Below are 17,594 nucleotides of genomic sequence, written 5' to 3' on the forward strand. Positions count from 1 at the left end.
CGTCGTACCCGAAGCGTGACGGCGAGCGTCGTCCGTACGAGAAGCGCGACGGTGACCGTCCCTCGTACCCGCGTCGTGACGGCGACCGTCCTTCCTACCCGAAGCGCGACGGAGAGCGTCGACCGTACGAGAAGCGCGATGGCGACCGCCCCACCTACCCGCGTCGAGAGGGAGATCGTCCTTCCTACCCGAAGCGTGACGGAGAGCGTCGTCCGTACGAGAAGCGCGATGGCGACCGTCCGGCGTACCCGCGCCGCGACGGAGATCGTCCTTCCTACCCGCGCCGCGAGGGTGACCGGCCCAACTACTCGAAGCGTGACGGGGAGCGTCGTCCGTACGAGAAGCGCGATGGCGACCGCCCGTCGTACCCGCGTCGCGACGGCGACCGTCCGTCGTACCCGCAGCGCGACGGGGACCGTCGGTCTTCGCGGCCGCCGCAGGATTCGGACCGTCGGAACGTGCCGGCGGGTCCGGTCGTTCCCGATGAGGTCACGGCTCGCGACCTGAACGGTGCGGCCCGGAACGAGCTAAAGACTCTCAGTAAGGACAACGCCGAGCAGGTCGCACGGCACCTGGCCATGGCTGCCCGTCTCATCGACGAAGACCCCGCTCTCGCGCACGAGCACGCACTGGCGGCATCCCGTAGCGCTGGTCGGATCGCTGTGGTCCGCGAGACCGTCGCGATCACGGCCTACGCCGTCGGCGACTTCGCACTGGCCCTGCGCGAACTCCGGACGTTCCGCCGGATCTCCGGTCGTGACGACCAGATCGCCCTCATGGTCGACAGCGAGCGTGGCGTCGGTCGACCCGACCGTGCGCTCGAGGTCGGACGCGCCGTCGACCGTGCGTCGCTCCCGACCGACGTCCGCGTCGAGCTCGCAATCGCGATGTCCGGTGCACGGCTCGACCTGGGCCAGCCCGACCGTGCCCTGCAGGAGCTCGACATCCCCGAACTCGATCCCGACACCGCCTTCCCGTGGAGCCCCGGGCTGTTCGCTGCGCGAGCTGCCGTCCTCGAAGAACTCGGTCAGGACGACGAGGCCGCGCAGTGGCAGCGTCGTGCAGACATCGCCGCTGCGGCGCTCGGCGAGATCGACGCGGACTCCGAGACCATAGAGGTCGACGAGATCGATGAAATCGAACTCGAGGACGAATCCGAGGACGAACCCGGGGAAGAGGTCGACGACACCGAGGACGGCGACGCCGGGGGAGACCCGGCATCCGTTCAGGAGGAGGACGAGGAGGACCGCGCCTGATGGGTCTCTTCTCGCGTTCCCGATCGACACCGCTCGACGGCGTCGACCTGGTGCTCGCCGACCTCGACGGCGTCGTCTACGCGGGTGACGGTGGCATTCCTCATGCCGTCGAGAGCCTGAATGCAGCGCGGCGCGAACGTCCGCTCGCGTACATCACGAACAACGCGTCGCGACGTGACAGCGTTGTGGCCTCCCATCTCACCGAGCTCGGGCTCGAGACCCAGCCTCACGAGGTGGTCACCAGCCCGCAGGCCGCCGTGCGGCTGTTGCGGGACAGGGTTCCCACCGGATCGACGATCCTCGTCGTGGGTGGAGACGGACTGGTCTTCGAACTGGAGAAGGCGGGCTACACCGTCACACGCAGCGCCGACGACCGTCCCGCAGCCGTGCTGCAGGGTTTCTCTCCCGACGTCGGCTGGGCGCAGCTCGCTGAAGCGGCCTATGCCCTGGCCCAGCCCGAAGATGAGGGCGGCATCCCTTGGATCGCCACCAACACCGACTGGACGATCCCGCAGTCTCGTGGCATCGCGCCCGGCAACGGCACCCTGGTCTCCGCCGTGCACACCGCGGTCGGTCGACTCGCCACCGTGGCCGGCAAGCCGGAGCGACCGATCTTCGACGAAGCGGTCGCACGCTTCGGGGCGCGGCATCCGCTCTTCATCGGCGATCGACTCGACACCGACATCGCCGGCGCGCAGGCTGCGGGGATCGAGTCGGTGCTGGTGCTCACCGGCATCGACCGGCCCAAGCACGTCCTCGCCGCTCCGAACTCCTCGAGGCCGACTTACATTGTCGGCGACCTGCGGGAGCTCCACGAGCCGTACCCCGAGACGATCGTGAAGGGTGACGTGACGACCGTCGGCTCCGCCTCGGTTCGGATCGACGGGCCCGACGTGCACATCGTCACCGAGGGCGATCGTCCGATCGATCTCGTGCGCGCAGGTGCCGCGGCGATCTGGGGCACCGGACGCGCGATCTACGGCTTCCGGGTGCCGGAGCGGCTCTACGCGGACCCGTTCCACCGACGCTGACAACCGCTCCGCCGCGTTCACGTCCGCCGTCGTCCGCGCCGCGTAGGGTGGGTGACATGTCGATGGATGCTGCTGACGGCGACGCGCGCCGCGAGGACCTGCTCTCGACGCTCGATGTGATCGAGGACCAGCCGTTGGGCGAACGGGCGGCTGCGTACGCACTCCTGCACGACGAGCTCGCGAAGCGTCTCGAATCGGGTCCCCGCGACCCGAACGCATGACCAGCCGGCTCGACGCGGCCGTCGCCGCTCGAGGCCTGGCGCGCAGCCGCACCCACGCCGCGCAGCTCATCGATGCGGGACTGGTGACCGTCGACGGCGAGCCCGTTGTGAAGGCCTCGGTCAAGGTCGGCGACGAGCAGCGCATCGAGGTCGCGGCATCCGACCACTACGTCAGCCGTGCCGCACACAAGCTCCTCGCCGCCCTCGACGCGTTCGGGGTCGACCCACGCGGGCGCGTCGCGCTCGACATGGGCGCGTCGACCGGGGGGTTCACGCAGGTGCTCGTCGAACGCGGCGCCGCACGGGTGCTCGCCGTCGACGTGGGGCACGGGCAGCTGGCGGCGGAGATCGCGGCCCTCCCGGAAGTAGCCGTCGTCGAAGGGTTCAACGTGCGGCACATGACGCGCGCCTCCCTTGCCGAGGCGAGCGGCGTCGCCGACGTGCCGACGCTCGTGACGGGCGATCTCTCGTTCATCTCGCTCACGCACGTCCTCCCCGCGTCGGCGTCGGTCTGCGCCCCGGCATCCGATCTCGTCCTGCTCGTGAAACCGCAGTTCGAAGTGGGCCGCACCGGGGTCCGTGAAGGACTGGTGACGGATGCCGGGCGTCGAGCCGACGCCGTCGCCACCGTCCTGTGGTCGGCGTGGGATGCCGGGCTCGGCACCCACGGCGTCATCGCCTCGCCGATCGCGGGAACGCACGGCAACCGCGAATTCCTCATCCATCTCCGACCCGGGACGAGCGACGACGCGAATCCGACACAATGGTTGGACACCGTGAACCGACTGGCGGGAGCCGCATGACCGACGCGACGCGCAACATCCTCGTGGTGGCGCACGCGCTCCGCGAGAACACGGTCGCAGGAGCCCGTCGCGTCGTCGAAGCGGTGCACGCGGCCGGCCTCCAGCCCGTCGTGCCGGGCGACGACCCCGAGCTCGCCGCGGCCCTCGGGGATCTCGACACCGTGGTCCTCGGCGAGGGCGGCATCGACGTCACCGACATCGAGGTCGCGATCGTCCTCGGTGGCGACGGCACGATCCTGCGCGCCGCCGAGCTGGTGCGGGCGGCATCCGTCCCCCTTCTCGGCGTCAACATGGGACACGTGGGCTTCCTCGCCGAACTCGAGGCGGACGGCGTCGACGAAGCGATCCGCCGGGCGCTCGCGCGGGACTACGAGATCCACGAGCGGATGACGCTGTCGGTCGAGGTCCGAGACGCCGACGGCGACGTCGTCTACTCGACCTGGGCCCTGAACGAAGCAACGGTCGAGAAGGCGTCGCGGGAGCGGATGCTCGAGGTCATGATCGAGATCGACGATCGCCCCTTGTCGGCCTTCGGGTGCGACGGCGTCGTGGTCGCCACTCCCACGGGCTCGACGGCGTACAACTTCTCGGCCGGCGGCCCCGTCGTGTGGCCCTCCGTGCAGGCGCTCTGCCTCGTCCCGCTGTCGGCGCACGCGCTGTTCGCCCGACCGGTCGTCCTCGGTCCCGAGACCTCCGTGTCGATCGACGTCCTCCAGCGGAATCAGGGCAGGGGGGTGCTCTGGTGCGACGGACGCCGTTCGCACGACCTTCCGCCCGGTGCCCGCGTGGTCGTGCGGCGATCGGGACGCCCGGTCCGCCTCGCACGACTGCACCGCTCGGCCTTCACCGACCGACTGGTGCGCAAGTTCCAGCTCCCCATCGCGGGCTGGCGCGGCGGTGCGGAGGCCTCGCTGTGATCGAGCAGATCCGGCTTAGGGATCTCGGCGTGATCGCGGCGGCGACCTTGCCGATCGGGCCGGGGTTCACCGCGGTGACGGGTGAGACCGGTGCCGGCAAGACGATGGTCGTGACGGGGCTCGGGCTCCTTCTCGGCCAGCGTGCCGACTCGGGCGCGGTGCGGGCCGGTGCGGATCAGGCCGCGGTCGACGGAGTGTGGATCGTCCCCGAGGACGGCCCGGTGGTCGAGCGCGTGCGGGATGCCGGTGGCGACGTCGAACCCATCGGAGACGGACGCGCGGAACTCTACCTGGGGCGGACACTGTCGAGCGAGGGACGCAGCCGCGCCACGGTGGGCGGCAGGACGGCTCCCGCCGGAGTGCTCGCCGACCTCGCCGACCAGTTGGTCGTCGTCCACGGGCAGTCCGATCAGCTGCGGCTCACGTCGGCCGCGGCCCAGCGCGAGGCGCTCGATCGCTTCGGCGGCGCGACGGTCGCCGACGCGCTCGACCGGTACCGCCGGGTGTGGGATGCCTGGCGCACCGCGGCCGCGGAACTCGAGACCCTGACGACCGAGCAGACGTCCCGCGCCCGTGAGGCAGCGGAGCTCCGGGCCGCGATCGCGGACATCGAGGCGGTCGACCCGCAGCCGGGGGAGGACCTCGAGCTCTCGCAGCGCGCAGATCGCCTGGCGAACGCCGAGGAACTGCGGATGGCGGCGGCGACGGCGCACACGGCACTCTCGAACGAGGACGACCTGCCCGACGTGCAGACCCTCCTCGCCGAGGCGCGCCGCGCTCTCGAACGCGCCGCCGGTTCGGACGAGGCGCTGCGCGGCCACGCCGCGGCGATCGAGGAACTCGGGTACCGGGTGGCCGACATCGCCGGCGAGCTGAGCGGATACCTCGCCGACCTCGACGAGGGCGGCCCCCATGAACTCGCCGCCGTCGAGGAGCGTCGCGCGGCCCTGGGCGCACTCATCCGCGCGCATGGATCGCTCGACGAGGCGATCGCGCTCCTCGCGACCGGGTCCGCACGTCTCGCCGAGCTCGATGACGACGGCGACCGCATCGAGCGACTCACTCTGGAACGCGATCGCCTCCGAGACGACCTCGACTCGCGCGCCGCTGAGCTCACGGACGCGCGGCGGGCGGCGGCATCCCGACTCGGCGACGCCGTCACCGAGGAACTCCATCATCTGGCGCTGCCGGACGCGCGGCTGACGGTCGCCGTCGACCCGGGGGCCGAGGCGGCGCACGGCCGCGACGTCGTGACGATCCAACTCGCGCCGCACCCGGGCGCCTCGCCTCGACCGGTCGCCCGCGGAGCGTCCGGCGGTGAGCTCAGTCGCGTCATGCTCGCGATCGAAGTGGTGATCGCGGCGACCGACCCTGTTCCGACGTTCGTCTTCGACGAAGTGGATGCCGGTATCGGCGGCGCCGCCGCGATCGAGGTCGGCCGGCGACTCGCCAAGCTCGCCGAGACGAGTCAGGTGATCGCGGTCACGCATCTCGCACAGGTGGCGGCGTTCGCCGGCAATCACCTGTCGGTCGTGAAGTCCAACGACGGGTCGGTCACCGCCTCCAGCGTGCGCCGACTGGAAGGCGATGAACGCGCCGCCGAGATGGCGCGCCTGCTGTCGGGCATGGCTGACTCGGATGCCGCGCTGGACCACGCGCGCGAGCTGCTGGCCCTCGGACGGGCGCGCTGAGACCGGGCACCCGAGAGGGCTGATAGAGTGAAAGCCCGTGACGGACTCTTCGGGCGCGGGACGCAAAAACAACGACATCACCAAGCACATCTTCGTGACGGGTGGTGTCGTTTCGTCTCTCGGCAAGGGTCTGACCGCCGCCAGCCTAGGTAACCTCCTCACCGCGCGCGGCCTGCGTGTCGTGATGCAGAAGCTCGACCCGTACCTGAACGTCGACCCGGGCACGATGAACCCGTTCCAGCACGGCGAGGTCTTCGTCACCGACGACGGCGCCGAGACCGACCTCGACATCGGCCACTACGAGCGCTTCCTCGACATCGAGCTGAGCCAGGCGGCGAACGTCACGACGGGTCAGATCTACTCCGAGGTCATCGCCAAGGAGCGCCGCGGCGAGTACCTGGGCGACACGGTCCAGGTGATCCCGCACATCTCCGATGAGATCAAGCGGCGCATGCGCCTGCAGGCGAGCGAAGAGCCCCGCCCCGACGTGATCATCACCGAGGTCGGCGGCACGGTCGGCGACATCGAGTCGCAGCCGTTCATCGAGTCGGCGCGCCAGATCCGCCATGAGCTCGGCCGCGACAACGTCTTCTTCGTGCACGTCTCGCTGGTCCCGTTCATGGGCGCCTCGGGCGAGCAGAAGACCAAGCCCACGCAGCACTCCGTCGCGATGCTCCGCTCCATCGGCATCCAGCCCGACGCCCTCGTCCTGCGGAGCGACCGCCCCGTCACCGAGTCCAACAAGCGCAAGATCGCGCTCATGTGCGACGTCGACGAGGACGCGGTCATCAACACCGTCGACCTGCCGAGCATCTACGACATCCCCTCGACGCTCAGCGACCAGGGTCTCGACGCGTACATCGTGCGCCGCCTGGGCCTGGACGCCAAGGCGGGCGACATCGACTGGACCCGCTGGAACAAGGTCCTCAACGCCGTCCACAACCCCAAGCACGAGGTCACGGTCGGCCTCGTCGGCAAGTACATCGACCTGCCCGACGCGTACCTCTCGGTCACCGAGGCCCTGAAGGCGGGCGGATTCGCGCAGGAGACGAAGGTCCAGATCGTGTGGATCCCCTCCGACCTGTGCGAGACGCCCGAGGGTGCGGCGAAGGCCCTGTCGGCGGTCGACGGCATCGTCATCCCGGGTGGCTTCGGCATCCGGGGCATCGAGGGCAAGCTGGGCGCGCTGAAGTTCGCCCGCGAGCAGGGACTGCCCACCCTCGGCATCTGCCTCGGTCTGCAGTGCATGGTCATCGAGTACGCCCGCCACGTCGCGGGCATCGAGGACGCGTCCTCGAGCGAGTTCGACCCCGAGACGCCGCACCCGGTCATCGCGACCATGGCGGAGCAGGTCGACATCCTTGACCGCGGCGACATGGGCGGCACGATGCGCCTGGGCCTGTACGAGGCTGCGCTGGCCGAGGGGTCCCTCGCCGCGGAGCTGTACGGCTCGGACCGCGCCACCGAGCGTCACCGGCACCGCTACGAGGTCAACAACACGTACCGTCAGCAGATCGCCGATGCGGGCCTCTGGTTCTCGGGGCTGAACCCCGACCTCGATCTCGTCGAGTACGTCGAGCTGCCCCGCGACGTGCACCCGTACTACATCGCGACGCAGGCGCACCCCGAGCTGCGCTCGCGCCCCACCGAGGCGAACCCGCTCTTCCGCGGTCTCATCGCCGCGGCGCTCGAGCGGCACCGCTCGAGCGAGCTGTTCGACGTCGAGAACGAGGACTGAGCCGTGACGGATGCCGCGCCGCTGCAGGACGACGCCGTCACCGTCGAGGTGACCGAGACCCAGACGGTCTTCGAGGGGCGGGTCTGGAACCTGCGCCGCGACGCGTTCACCTACGGCGAGGGCTCGATCGTGCGGGAGTACGTCGACCACTCCGGCGCCGTCGCCGTCCTGGCGCTCGACGAGGAGGGACGCGTGCTCCTCATCCGGCAGTACCGTCACCCGGTGGGGTTCCGCGAATGGGAGATCCCTGCCGGCCTGCTGGACGTGCCGGGGGAGGACCCCCTCGAGGCGGCGAAGCGCGAGCTCGCCGAGGAGGCCGACCTGACCGCAGAACGGTGGGACGTGCTGTCGGACTTCTTCACGAGCCCCGGCGGCAGCGACGAGGCCATCCGCATCTACCTGGCACGCGGGCTCGCGGCGACGCCTGAAGCGTTCGCCCGCACCGACGAGGAAGCCGACATCGAGGTGCGCTGGGTCGCGCTCGACGACGTCGTGGACGCCGTTCTGGCGCGGAAGCTCCAGAATCCGTCTCTCGTGATCGCGGCCCTGGCCGCCGCTGCCGGCCGCTCCCGTGAGTGGACGACGCTCGGCGCCGCCGACGCGCCGTGGCCCGGACGCTCGCGTCCCGTGGGCGCGGACCGACCGCAGGGCTGAGGCGCCGTGAGGCTCGCTCGCGCCGTCGACGCGTTCCTCCGGCACATCACCATCGAGCGCGGACTCTCGGCGCACACCGTCGCGGCGTACCGTCGCGACCTCTCCGGCTACCTCGACTGGCTCGACGAGCACGGAGTCGACGACACCGACGCCGTGACGGGGGAGCTCGTGACGAGGTTCGCCGCGGAGCGCGCGGCATCCGATCCACCACCCGCCTCGACGTCGCTGGCCCGGCTGCAGTCGGCCATCCGCAGCTTCCACCGCTTCCTCGCGCGGGAGGGAATCGTGACGGAGGATCCGACCACGAAGCTCCGGCCTCCCAAGGCGCCGATGCGTCTGCCGAAGGCGCTGCCCGTCGAGGACGTGCTCCGGCTGTTGGATGCGGCCGGTCCCGCGCCCGAGGACGCCGCGCCGGGCGAGCTGGTGGGCTTGCGCGATCGCGCGCTGCTGGAGCTCCTCTACGCGACCGGGGCCCGTGTCTCGGAGATCATCGATCTGGATGTCGACGACCTCATGCACGGGGAGGTCCTGCGCGTGCGGGGCAAGGGCTCGAAGGAGCGGATCGTCCCGGTCGGCTCGTACGCCCGGGTCTCGGTCGACGCCTACCTCACGCGCGTGAGGCCGGAGCTGTCGCGCCGCGGACGCGCGACGCCGCGTGCGTTCCTGGGCGCGCGGGGAGCTCCGCTGTCGCGCCAGAGCGCATGGCTCGTGATCCAGCAGGCCGCGGAGCGGGCGGGGATCACCGCGCACGTCTCTCCGCACACGCTCCGGCACTCGTTCGCGACGCACCTGTTGCAGGGCGGCGCCGACGTCCGCGTCGTGCAGGAGCTCCTCGGCCACGCCTCGGTCGCCACGACCCAGATCTACACGCACGTCACCGTGGACGCGCTCCGCGACGTCTACCTCACCTCGCACCCGCGCGCGAGATGAGCTCCGGCTCCCCACCCTGCGGGGAGTCGCTCCACGGCGCGCCGCGACGGGATGACTAGACTCGGGTGAGCACGGCGAAGGCGGGAGATCAGTGGCGAGCAAGCGGAGTACGGCGGACGTCGATTCGACGGTGGCGACCGACACCCCGATGGGGCCGACGGGTCGCCCCTACCACGGCTTCCCGACCCCGCCGAAGCTCGACGGCCACGGTCCCGCGCGTATCATCTCGCTGTGCAATCAGAAGGGCGGCGTCGGCAAGACGACGACCACCATCAACCTGGCCGCAGGCCTGGCCTCGTACGGCCGCCGCGTGCTCGCGGTCGACTTCGACCCGCAGGGCGCCCTGTCCGCCGGTCTCGGCGTGCAGACGCACGAGACGGCGACGATCTACGACCTCCTCCTCGACCCGAAGCGCGACCCCCACGAGGTCATCGTGTCGACGTCGGTCGAGGGCCTCGACATCCTGCCCGCGAACATCGACCTGTCGGCAGCAGAGGTCCACCTCGTCAACGAGGTGGCCCGCGAGACGATCCTGGCCCGGGTGCTCCGCAAGGTGGCCGGCGACTACGACGTCATCCTCATCGACTGCCAGCCCTCGCTCGGCCTGCTCACCGTCAACGCGCTGACGGCGAGTCACGGTGTGCTGATCCCGCTCGAGTGCGAGTTCTTCGCGCTGCGCGGTGTGGCGCTGCTCATCGAGACGATCGACAAGGTCCGCGACCGCCTGAACCCGGCGATCGAGCTCGACGGCGTGCTCGCGACGATGTACGACCCGCGCACGCTGCACTCGCGCGAGGTCCTCGAGCGCGTCGTGGACGCCTTCGGTGATGACGTGCTCGAGACGGTCATCGGCCGCACGGTGAAGTTCCCCGACGCCTCGGTCGCGGGCGTGCCGATCACCAAGTTCGCTCCCGAGCACTCCGCCGCCCAGGCGTACCTGCGCCTCGCGCGGGAGCTGGTCTCCCGTGGCGCCGTCGCCTGAGGACGTCGCCGACGCCGACGCTGCGCCGCCGCGGGCGGACACCCCAGAGGCCGAGACGGCATCCGGCGATCGCTTCCGCGTGTCGCTCGGGAACTTCGACGGACCGTTCGACCTGCTCCTGACCCTCATCTCCAAGCACGAGCTCGACATCACCGAGGTCTCGCTCAGCAAGGTCACCGACGAGTTCATCTCGTACCTGAAGGGGCTCGACGACGACGCCGATCTCGACCAGGCATCCGAGTTCCTGGTGGTCGCGGCGACGCTGCTCGACATGAAGGTCGCGGGGCTGCTGCCGCAGGGCGAGTTGGTGGATGCCGAATCCGTCGCCCTGCTCGAAGCCCGCGACCTGCTGTTCGCCCGTCTGCTGCAGTACCGCGCCTTCAAAGAGGTGTCCGCGTGGTTCGCGCGGTGCCTGGAGCGGGAGGGCAAACGCCACACGCGCGCCGTCCGGCTCGACGAGAAGCACCGCCGGGCCGTACCCGAGCTCGTCTGGACGCTGTCGCCCGACGACTTCGCGGCGATCGCCATGCTCGCGTTCGCGCCGAAGGAGATCCCGCACGTCGGGCTGGACCACCTGCACGCGCCGCTCGTCTCGATCCGGGAGCAGGCCGCGATCGTCGTGACGCTGCTGCGGGATGCCGGTCAGCTCAACTTCCGCGAGCTCGTCGCCGGAGTCACACAGACCGGTGTCGTCGTGGCCCGATTCATCGCCGTCCTCGAGCTCTACCGTCATGCTGCGCTGTCGTTCGAGCAGCTCGAGCCGCTCGGCGAATTGACGCTGCGCTGGACCGCCGACCGGTGGTCCGAAGAGAACCTCGCCACACTGGGAGCCGACTATGACCGATGACGCCACCGAGATCGAGGCGCCACCGCGTTCGCAGGACGCCGGGGACATCGCACGCCGCCTCGAGGCGATCCTCATGATCATCGACGAGCCGCAGAGCCTCGTCTCGCTCGCCGCCGCCGTCGGCGCGCCCGTCGCCGCCGTCCGCCGCGCGGTCGACGAGCTCGTCGCCGACTACGACGGGGAGCGTTCCGGGCCGCGGCGCGGGTTCGAACTGCGCGAGGTCGGCGGCGGGTGGCGGTTCTACGTCCGCGACGAGCACGACGATCTGGTGGCCGAATTCGTGAACGGCCAGGCGCCGTCGCGACTGTCGCAGGCCGCGCTCGAGACGCTGGCCGTCATCGCCTACAAGCAGCCGGTGTCGCGCAGTCAGGTCGCCTCGATCCGCGCCGTCAACGTCGACTCCGTCGTCCGGACGCTCCTCGCCCGCGGCCTCATCACCGAGGCCTTCACCGACCCCGAGACCGGGGCCATCAACTACCGCACCACCGACGCGCTGCTCGGCCACCTGGGGATCAACTCCCTCGACGAGCTGCCCCCCATCTCCCCGCTGCTGGACGACGGCTCCGCGGGATTCGAAGGAGAGACCATCCGATGAACGAGCAGTCCGACGAGAACCGGGTCCGCCTGCAGAAGATCCTCGCGAATGCGGGCGTCGCCTCGCGCCGCGTCTGCGAGCAGTACATCGTCGAGGGTCGCGTGCGGGTCAACGGCGTCGTCGTCACCGAACTCGGGTCGCGCATCAATCCGGAGACCGACCAGGTCGACGTCGACGGCACCGCGATTCAGCTCGACACGAGCAAGCGGTACGTCATCCTCAACAAGCCCACCGGCGTCGTGTCGTCGATGAAGGACGACCAGGGGCGCCCCGACCTGCGGCGCTTCACGAAGGACTGGCCCGAGCGTCTCTACAACGTCGGCCGACTGGATGCCGAGACGAGTGGCCTCCTCGTCCTCACCAACGACGGCGAGCTCGCCCACGTCCTCGCGCACCCGTCGTTCGGCGTCACGAAGGTCTACATCGCGAAGGTGTCGGGCCGTGTGCTGCCGCAGACCATCGCGCAGCTCACCCGGGGCGTCGAGCTCGAGGACGGCCCGATCGCCGCCGACAAGGCCCGGCTGCTCGACGCGAGCGGTGACACGAGCCTCGTCGAGCTGACGCTGCACTCGGGGCGCAACCGCATCGTCCGCCGCATGATGGCGGCCGTCGGGCACCCCGTCGAGGAGCTGGTCCGCCGCCAGTTCGGTCCCCTGCACCTGGGCACGCTCCCAGCGGGTCGGGCACGCGAGTTGACTACAGTGGAGCGTGGTGCGCTGTTGACTCTCGCGCGCCAGGCGGAGACCCCGCCCGGGGATCCCACTCAGGAGCAGTTGTGACCGACGCCATCGACGCGCGCGCCCGCGCCGTCCGCACGAGCGGGCTCGTCCGCATCGTCGGCGCGGGCCTGCTCGGTTCGAGCATCGGTCATGCGCTCCGCGCGCTCGGCGTCGACGTCGTCCTCGCGGACGCGTCACCTGCTCAGCTCCGACTCGCCGTCGACTACGGGGCGGGCCGCGCTGCCCGTGACGACGACCGCCCGGACCTCGTCGTCGTCGCCGTTCCGCCGGACGTCACGGCCGACGTCATCGAGCGCGAACTCGGCGCCCACCCCGACGCCGTCGTCACGGACGTCGCGAGCGTCAAGCTCGAACCGCTGCTCGCGCTGCGCGAGCGCGGCGTCGATCTCTCCCGCTACATCGGGTCCCACCCGATGGCCGGTCGCGAACGCGGCGGAGCCATCTCGGCGCGCGCCGACATCTTCTTCGGCCGCCCGTGGGTCATCTGCCGCGACGAGGAGACCTCGGCGCGCGACCTCGCCGTCGTGGAAGGGCTCGCCCTCGACCTCGGCGCCAGCCTCGTCGAGATGACCCCCGAGGCGCACGACCGCTCCGTGGCTCTCGTCTCGCACGTGCCGCAGCTCGTGGCATCCCTCCTCGCCGGACGCTTCGTCGGGGCGGAGGACGCGTCGCTGCGTCTCGCGGGCCAGGGCGTCCGCGACACGACCCGCATCGCGGCATCCGCCCCCGAACTGTGGGTGCAGATCCTCGGTGCCAACGCGCAGCCGGTTGTCGACGTCCTCGACGCCCTCGCCGCCGATCTGACCGCCGTCGCCGGCGCGCTCCGCGACCCCGACGCTCCCGGTTCGCGTCGCGCCGTGGCCGACACGATCCGCCGCGGCAACGAGGGCGTCGAACGCCTGCCCGGCAAGCACGGTCAGAACCGCCGATTCGAGACGGTGGTCGTCATGGTCGACGACACCCCCGGTCAACTGGGCCGGCTGTTCGGCGACCTCGGCGACCTCGGCGTCAACGTCGAGGATTTTCGTCTCGAGCACTCGCCGGGAGCCCAATTCGGTCTCGGCGAGATCAGTGTTGTCCCGTCCGCCGTCTCCGTCGCCACCGACGGTCTCGCGGCACGCGGGTGGAAGATTGCGAGCCTCAATGACTGACCCCATCACCATCGCCATCGACGGCCCCGCGGGCAGCGGCAAGTCGAGCGTGTCGAAGGAGGCCGCCCGACGGCTCGGCTTCGGCTACCTCGATACCGGTGCCGCCTACCGGGCGTTGGCCTGGCACGTGCTCCAGCACGGCGCGGACACGTCCGACGCGGCTGCGGTCGTCGACGCCGCCGGCGACTTCGACTACGCCATCTCGCTCGACCCCGACGAGTACTGGGTGCGGGTCGGGGACACCTCGGTCACCGAAGCGATCCGCGAGCCCCGGGTCAGCTCCGCCGTGAGCGGCGTGGCCCGCGTGCCGGTGATCCGCGAGCAGGTGAACGTGCTGTTCCGTCGCCTCGTGGCCGACTCCGGTCGCCCCGGCGTCATCGTCGAGGGGCGCGACATCACGACCGTCGTCGCCCCCGACGCCCCCGTGCGGATCCTGCTGACCGCCGCCCCCGAGGTGCGCGCCGCGCGGCGCAGCGCCGAATTGACCACAGAGGATGCCGCGGCTGTGGCCGCCGCGCTGCACAAGCGTGACGCATCCGACTCCCAGGTCGTCGACTTCCTCACCGCCGCCCCCGGCGTGACGGTCGTCGACTCGACCGACCTGGACTTCGCACAGACCGTCGACGCCGTCCTGGACGTCGTGCGGTCGGGAACGGAAGGCTCACGATGAGCGCCGAAGACGACTACGAATACGACGGCGGGCCCGACCAGCTCGAAGAGAAGCTCGCCAACCTCGACGAGGATCTCGCCGAGCAGCGCGCCGCCGCCCTGCGCGCCTCGCTCGCCGACTACGAGCTCGACGAGGAGGACGACGACCTGCTCGCCGGCTTCACCGCGGGTGGCGAGGTCGTCGAGATGCTCCCGGCGCTGCCGGTCGTGGCGATCGTCGGACGGCCGAACGTCGGCAAGTCGGCCCTCGTCAACCGTATCCTCGGCCGCCGCGAGGCCGTCGTCGAGGACACCCCCGGTGTCACACGCGACCGCGTGAGCTACAAGGCCGAGTGGATGGACCGCCGCTTCACGCTCGTCGACACCGGCGGCTGGGAGCACGACGCCAAGGGCATCGACCGCTCCGTCGCCGCCCAGGCCGAGATCGCGATCGAGCTGTGCGACGTCGTCATGTTCGTCGTCGACGCGATGGTCGGCGCGACGGCGACCGACGAGCAGGTCGTCCGCATGCTCCGCAAAACCGATAAGCCGGTCTTCCTCGTCGCCAACAAGATCGACGACGCCCGTCAGGAGCCCGAAGCCGCAGCGCTCTGGAACCTGGGTCTCGGCGAGCCGCACCCCGTCTCGGCCATCCACGGCCGCGGCGTCGCCGACCTGCTCGACGAGATCATGAAGGTGCTTCCCGAGGTCTCGGCCGTCGCCAAGAACGAGCTCGGCGGCCCCCGCCGCGTGGCGATCCTCGGTCGCCCGAACGTCGGCAAGTCGTCGCTGTTGAACAAGGCCGCGGGCGAGGAGCGCGTCGTCGTCAACGACCTCGCCGGCACGACCCGCGACCCCGTGGACGAGGTCGTCGAGCTCGGCGGCAAGCTCTGGCGTCTGGTCGACACCGCCGGCATCCGTCGTCGCGTGCACCTGCAGCAGGGCGCCGACTTCTACGCGTCGCTGCGCACCAGCGCGGCCCTCGAGAAGGCCGAGGTCGCCGTCGTCGTCCTCGATGTGACCGAGTCGATCAGCGTGCAGGACCTGAACATCATCGATCTGGTCCTGGAGTCCGGTCGAGCGCTCGTCCTCGCCTTCAACAAGTGGGATCGCCTGAACGACGAGGACATGGACAACGCCGATCGCCGCCGCTACCTCGAGCGCGAGATCGAGCAGGACCTCGCGCACGTCACGTGGGCGCCGCGCGTGAACCTGTCGGCACGCACCGGCCGTCACCTCGACAAGCTCGTCCCGGCTCTCGAGACGGCGCTCGAGTCGTGGGACCAGCGCATCCCGACCGGCAAGTTCAACGCGTTCCTCGCCGAACTCATCGCCGAGCACCCGCACCCGCTCCGCGGCGGCAAGCAGCCCCGCATCCTGTTCGGCACGCAGGCGTCGACGCGTCCGCCGACATTCGTGCTGTTCACGACCGGGTTCCTCGACCCGGGCTACCGCCGGTTCATCCAGCGGCGCCTGCGCGAGATCTTCGGCTTCGAGGGCACGCCGATCGTCACGAACATGCGCGTGCGCGAGCGTCGCCAGCGCTGACGCCCGTTCGCCGTCGCTTCGAGAGGAGATGACGGTTCGCGAGGAGGCATCCGGGTCATCCGGTCCTCGCGAACCGTCATCTCCTTCGTTGTCTGCGGGCGCGCTGGGTTGTCTGCTGCACGCTGGGGATCTGTTCCGGGACATGACGGATGCCGCGCCTCGCCGCCGAGCGCGTGAGAGGCTGATCGCATGAGGATCGAGGAACCGTCGAGCGGGCCGCCGCGCCCCTCCGGTCCTCGCGATCCGGGCGACGCGTGGGTGGTGACGGACGCCGGCGACCGGTACTGGGGCCGGTTCGGTGCCGCAGGCTTGCTGGCGCACGACCCCGCGCGCGGCGTCCTGCTGCAGCACCGCGTGTCGTGGAGTCACCACGGCGGCACGTGGGGGATCCCAGGAGGTGCGCGCCACGAAGGCGAGAGCGCGACGGATGCCGCGATCCGCGAATCGCGAGAGGAAGCGGGCGTTCCCGCCGCAGCTCTCCGATCGCGGTTCACGAGCGTGCTCGATCTCGACGTCTGGACGTATACGACCCTCGTCGCCGATGTCGTCGACCCGTTCGAGCCGGTGATCGCCGACCCCGAGAGCTACGCCCTCGAGTGGGTACCGCTCGATGAGGTCGATGCGCTGCCTCTGCACCCCGGCTTCGCGGACTCCTGGGAGCCGTTGCGCGCGCTGCTCACCGTCCGCCCCACCGTGCTCGTCGATGCCGCGAACGTCGTCGGCTCGGTTCCCGACGGGTGGTGGCGCGACCGCACCGGTGCCGCATCGAGGCTGCTCGAGCGGCTTCAGGGTCTGTCGCGCCTGGGCGTGGTTGCTTCCGAGCTGTCGCTCCCCGGCGACACGTGGTACCCCCACGTCGTCGCTGTACTCGAGGGCGAGGCGCGCGCCGCCGCGGACCCGGCGGACGCCGTCGAGGTGGTGCGAGCGGATGCCGCGGGTGACGACACGCTCGTCGCCGAGGCGCGTCGGCGCGTCGGCGACGGAGAGCGGGTCCTGCTCGTGACCAGCGACCGCGCGCTCGGCGAGCGGGCGGTCGCGGTGGGCGCGGAGGTCCGTGGGGCGTCGTGGCTGCGTGACCGGGTGTGAAGCGACGACTTCTCGGCATCGCCGTCGCTCTGGCGGCGGTGATCTGCGGACTCGCCGTGCATCTCGGAGCGGCGGACACTGCGGCATCCGACATCGCCGGTGATGCGCTCTACGTCGTCGCGGTGTGGGGCGGGCTCGTGGCGCTGTTCCCTCGGGCGTCGTCGTGGCTGATCGGCGCGATCGTGGTCGCCTGGTCGGTCGGCGTCGAACTGTTCCAGCTCACGGGGCTGCCGGTCGCGTGGGCGGGGGAGTGGCCGCCCATCGTCCTCGTGTTCGGGACCGTCTTCGACGCCCGCGACCTGCTGGTCTATGCGGTGACGGGTCTGGTGCTCGCCGTGACGGATGCCGCGGTCCGCATCGCGGTCGGGCGTCGCCGTGCGGCGGTGTCAGCGGCCGCGTAGCCGTTCGATGTCGCGGCGTTCGCGCTTGGTGGGCCGCCCGGCGCCGCGGTCGCGGACGGCGACCAGGGCGACCGGTTCGCGCTCGGGCGTGCGATCCTCGGCGGCGACGGCGGCCAGCGGAGCGCCGACACGCTTGGTGAGCGTCTGGCGCACGACGAGGATGCGGTCGAATCCGGCGATCCGCACCCGCAGCTCGTCTCCCGGCTTGACCTGCTGGGCGGCTTTCGCCTTGTCGCCGTTGACCCGGACGTGCCCCGCGCGGCATGCGGTGGTCGCAGCCGATCGGGTCTTGTAGACGCGGACGGCCCACAGCCAGGAGTCGACACGCACGGCATCCGCCATGTGATCCTCCTCC

19 protein-coding genes are annotated in these 17,594 nt (G+C 70.8%); 18 read left to right on the forward strand and 1 reads right to left on the reverse strand.

Going from position 1 to position 17,594, the window contains the following annotated elements:
- From BLR68_RS18200 to BLR68_RS10910, 18 genes are all read left to right on the forward strand, one after another.
- On the forward strand, positions 1–1,256 hold a 1,256-nt coding region (locus tag BLR68_RS18200), incomplete at its 5' end, for a primosomal protein (RefSeq protein WP_256335378.1).
- Complete coding sequence (locus BLR68_RS10835; protein ID WP_018186396.1) at positions 1,256–2,287, forward strand: HAD-IIA family hydrolase; 1,032 nt, start codon at positions 1,256–1,258, stop codon at positions 2,285–2,287. The genes BLR68_RS18200 and BLR68_RS10835, both read left to right, overlap by 1 nt.
- 56 nt (positions 2,288–2,343) lie before the next feature.
- Complete coding sequence (locus BLR68_RS17995) at positions 2,344–2,508, forward strand: hypothetical protein (RefSeq protein WP_018186397.1); 165 nt, start codon at positions 2,344–2,346, stop codon at positions 2,506–2,508.
- On the forward strand, positions 2,505–3,311 hold the full coding sequence (locus BLR68_RS10840) for a TlyA family RNA methyltransferase (RefSeq protein ID WP_018186398.1): 807 nt from the start codon (positions 2,505–2,507) through the stop codon (positions 3,309–3,311). Before BLR68_RS17995 ends, BLR68_RS10840 begins: the two co-directional genes overlap by 4 nt.
- Entirely contained in the window at positions 3,308–4,228 is a 921-nt protein-coding gene (locus BLR68_RS10845; RefSeq protein WP_018186399.1) for an NAD kinase, read from the forward strand. Before BLR68_RS10840 ends, BLR68_RS10845 begins: the two co-directional genes overlap by 4 nt.
- The gene (recN, locus tag BLR68_RS10850; protein ID WP_018186400.1) at positions 4,225–5,919 is read left to right on the forward strand and encodes a DNA repair protein RecN; all 1,695 of its coding nucleotides are present in this window, start codon (positions 4,225–4,227) and stop codon (positions 5,917–5,919) included. Before BLR68_RS10845 ends, recN begins: the two co-directional genes overlap by 4 nt.
- A 37-nt stretch (positions 5,920–5,956) precedes the next feature.
- A complete protein-coding gene (locus BLR68_RS10855) occupies positions 5,957–7,657 on the forward strand; it encodes a CTP synthase (RefSeq protein ID WP_018186401.1) in 1,701 nt (566 codons plus the stop codon).
- A 3-nt stretch (positions 7,658–7,660) separates the two neighbouring features.
- Positions 7,661–8,311, forward strand: coding sequence for an NUDIX domain-containing protein (locus BLR68_RS10860; protein WP_018186402.1), 651 nt, complete (start codon positions 7,661–7,663; stop codon positions 8,309–8,311).
- A 6-nt stretch (positions 8,312–8,317) separates the two neighbouring features.
- Complete coding sequence (xerD, locus tag BLR68_RS10865; protein ID WP_018186403.1) at positions 8,318–9,241, forward strand: site-specific tyrosine recombinase XerD; 924 nt, start codon at positions 8,318–8,320, stop codon at positions 9,239–9,241.
- A 148-nt stretch (positions 9,242–9,389) separates the two neighbouring features.
- Positions 9,390–10,223, forward strand: a complete 834-nt coding sequence (locus tag BLR68_RS10870) for a ParA family protein (RefSeq protein WP_091362304.1) — start codon at positions 9,390–9,392, stop codon at positions 10,221–10,223.
- The gene (locus BLR68_RS10875) at positions 10,207–11,070 is read left to right on the forward strand and encodes a segregation and condensation protein A (protein WP_018186405.1); all 864 of its coding nucleotides are present in this window, start codon (positions 10,207–10,209) and stop codon (positions 11,068–11,070) included. Before BLR68_RS10870 ends, BLR68_RS10875 begins: the two co-directional genes overlap by 17 nt.
- Complete coding sequence (gene scpB, locus BLR68_RS10880; protein WP_018186406.1) at positions 11,060–11,665, forward strand: SMC-Scp complex subunit ScpB; 606 nt, start codon at positions 11,060–11,062, stop codon at positions 11,663–11,665. Before BLR68_RS10875 ends, scpB begins: the two co-directional genes overlap by 11 nt.
- Positions 11,662–12,444, forward strand: coding sequence for a pseudouridine synthase (locus BLR68_RS10885; protein ID WP_018186407.1), 783 nt, complete (start codon positions 11,662–11,664; stop codon positions 12,442–12,444). The genes scpB and BLR68_RS10885 overlap by 4 nt, the downstream gene beginning before the upstream one ends.
- Complete coding sequence (locus tag BLR68_RS10890) at positions 12,441–13,556, forward strand: prephenate dehydrogenase (RefSeq protein WP_018186408.1); 1,116 nt, start codon at positions 12,441–12,443, stop codon at positions 13,554–13,556. Before BLR68_RS10885 ends, BLR68_RS10890 begins: the two co-directional genes overlap by 4 nt.
- Entirely contained in the window at positions 13,549–14,226 is a 678-nt protein-coding gene (gene cmk, locus BLR68_RS10895; RefSeq protein WP_018186409.1) for a (d)CMP kinase, read from the forward strand. Before BLR68_RS10890 ends, cmk begins: the two co-directional genes overlap by 8 nt.
- Complete coding sequence (gene der, locus BLR68_RS10900; RefSeq protein ID WP_018186410.1) at positions 14,223–15,752, forward strand: ribosome biogenesis GTPase Der; 1,530 nt, start codon at positions 14,223–14,225, stop codon at positions 15,750–15,752. Before cmk ends, der begins: the two co-directional genes overlap by 4 nt.
- Before the next feature lie 189 nt (positions 15,753–15,941).
- A complete protein-coding gene (locus BLR68_RS10905; protein WP_018186411.1) occupies positions 15,942–16,838 on the forward strand; it encodes an NUDIX domain-containing protein in 897 nt (298 codons plus the stop codon).
- Complete coding sequence (locus tag BLR68_RS10910) at positions 16,835–17,239, forward strand: ribosomal maturation YjgA family protein (protein WP_018186412.1); 405 nt, start codon at positions 16,835–16,837, stop codon at positions 17,237–17,239. The genes BLR68_RS10905 and BLR68_RS10910 overlap by 4 nt, the downstream gene beginning before the upstream one ends.
- On the opposite strand, the gene BLR68_RS10915 is transcribed toward BLR68_RS10910, so the two are convergent.
- Positions 17,225–17,581 (reverse strand): RNA-binding S4 domain-containing protein, encoded by a 357-nt coding sequence (locus BLR68_RS10915; protein ID WP_018186413.1) that lies wholly within the window; start codon positions 17,579–17,581, stop codon positions 17,225–17,227. The genes BLR68_RS10910 and BLR68_RS10915 overlap by 15 nt on opposite strands.
- Between the last annotated feature and the right edge of the window lie 13 nt (positions 17,582–17,594).

The sequence above is a fragment of the Microbacterium sp. 77mftsu3.1 genome, from assembly GCF_900100525.1.
In the GTDB taxonomy this organism is placed as follows: domain Bacteria; phylum Actinomycetota; class Actinomycetes; order Actinomycetales; family Microbacteriaceae; genus Microbacterium; species Microbacterium aquilitoris.

Coding starts and splice junctions, on each gene's coding strand:
- BLR68_RS10915 (WP_018186413.1), bottom strand. CDS start 17,581: ATGGCGGATGCCGTGCGTGTCGACTCCTGGCTGTGGGCCGTCCGCGTC.
- scpB (WP_018186406.1), top strand. CDS start 11,060: ATGACCGATGACGCCACCGAGATCGAGGCGCCACCGCGTTCGCAGGAC.
- BLR68_RS17995 (WP_018186397.1), top strand. CDS start 2,344: ATGTCGATGGATGCTGCTGACGGCGACGCGCGCCGCGAGGACCTGCTC.
- BLR68_RS10840 (WP_018186398.1), top strand. CDS start 2,505: ATGACCAGCCGGCTCGACGCGGCCGTCGCCGCTCGAGGCCTGGCGCGC.
- der (WP_018186410.1), top strand. CDS start 14,223: ATGAGCGCCGAAGACGACTACGAATACGACGGCGGGCCCGACCAGCTC.
- BLR68_RS10835 (WP_018186396.1), top strand. CDS start 1,256: ATGGGTCTCTTCTCGCGTTCCCGATCGACACCGCTCGACGGCGTCGAC.
- BLR68_RS10845 (WP_018186399.1), top strand. CDS start 3,308: ATGACCGACGCGACGCGCAACATCCTCGTGGTGGCGCACGCGCTCCGC.
- BLR68_RS10905 (WP_018186411.1), top strand. CDS start 15,942: ATGAGGATCGAGGAACCGTCGAGCGGGCCGCCGCGCCCCTCCGGTCCT.
- BLR68_RS10885 (WP_018186407.1), top strand. CDS start 11,662: ATGAACGAGCAGTCCGACGAGAACCGGGTCCGCCTGCAGAAGATCCTC.
- cmk (WP_018186409.1), top strand. CDS start 13,549: ATGACTGACCCCATCACCATCGCCATCGACGGCCCCGCGGGCAGCGGC.
- BLR68_RS10870 (WP_091362304.1), top strand. CDS start 9,390: ATGGGGCCGACGGGTCGCCCCTACCACGGCTTCCCGACCCCGCCGAAG.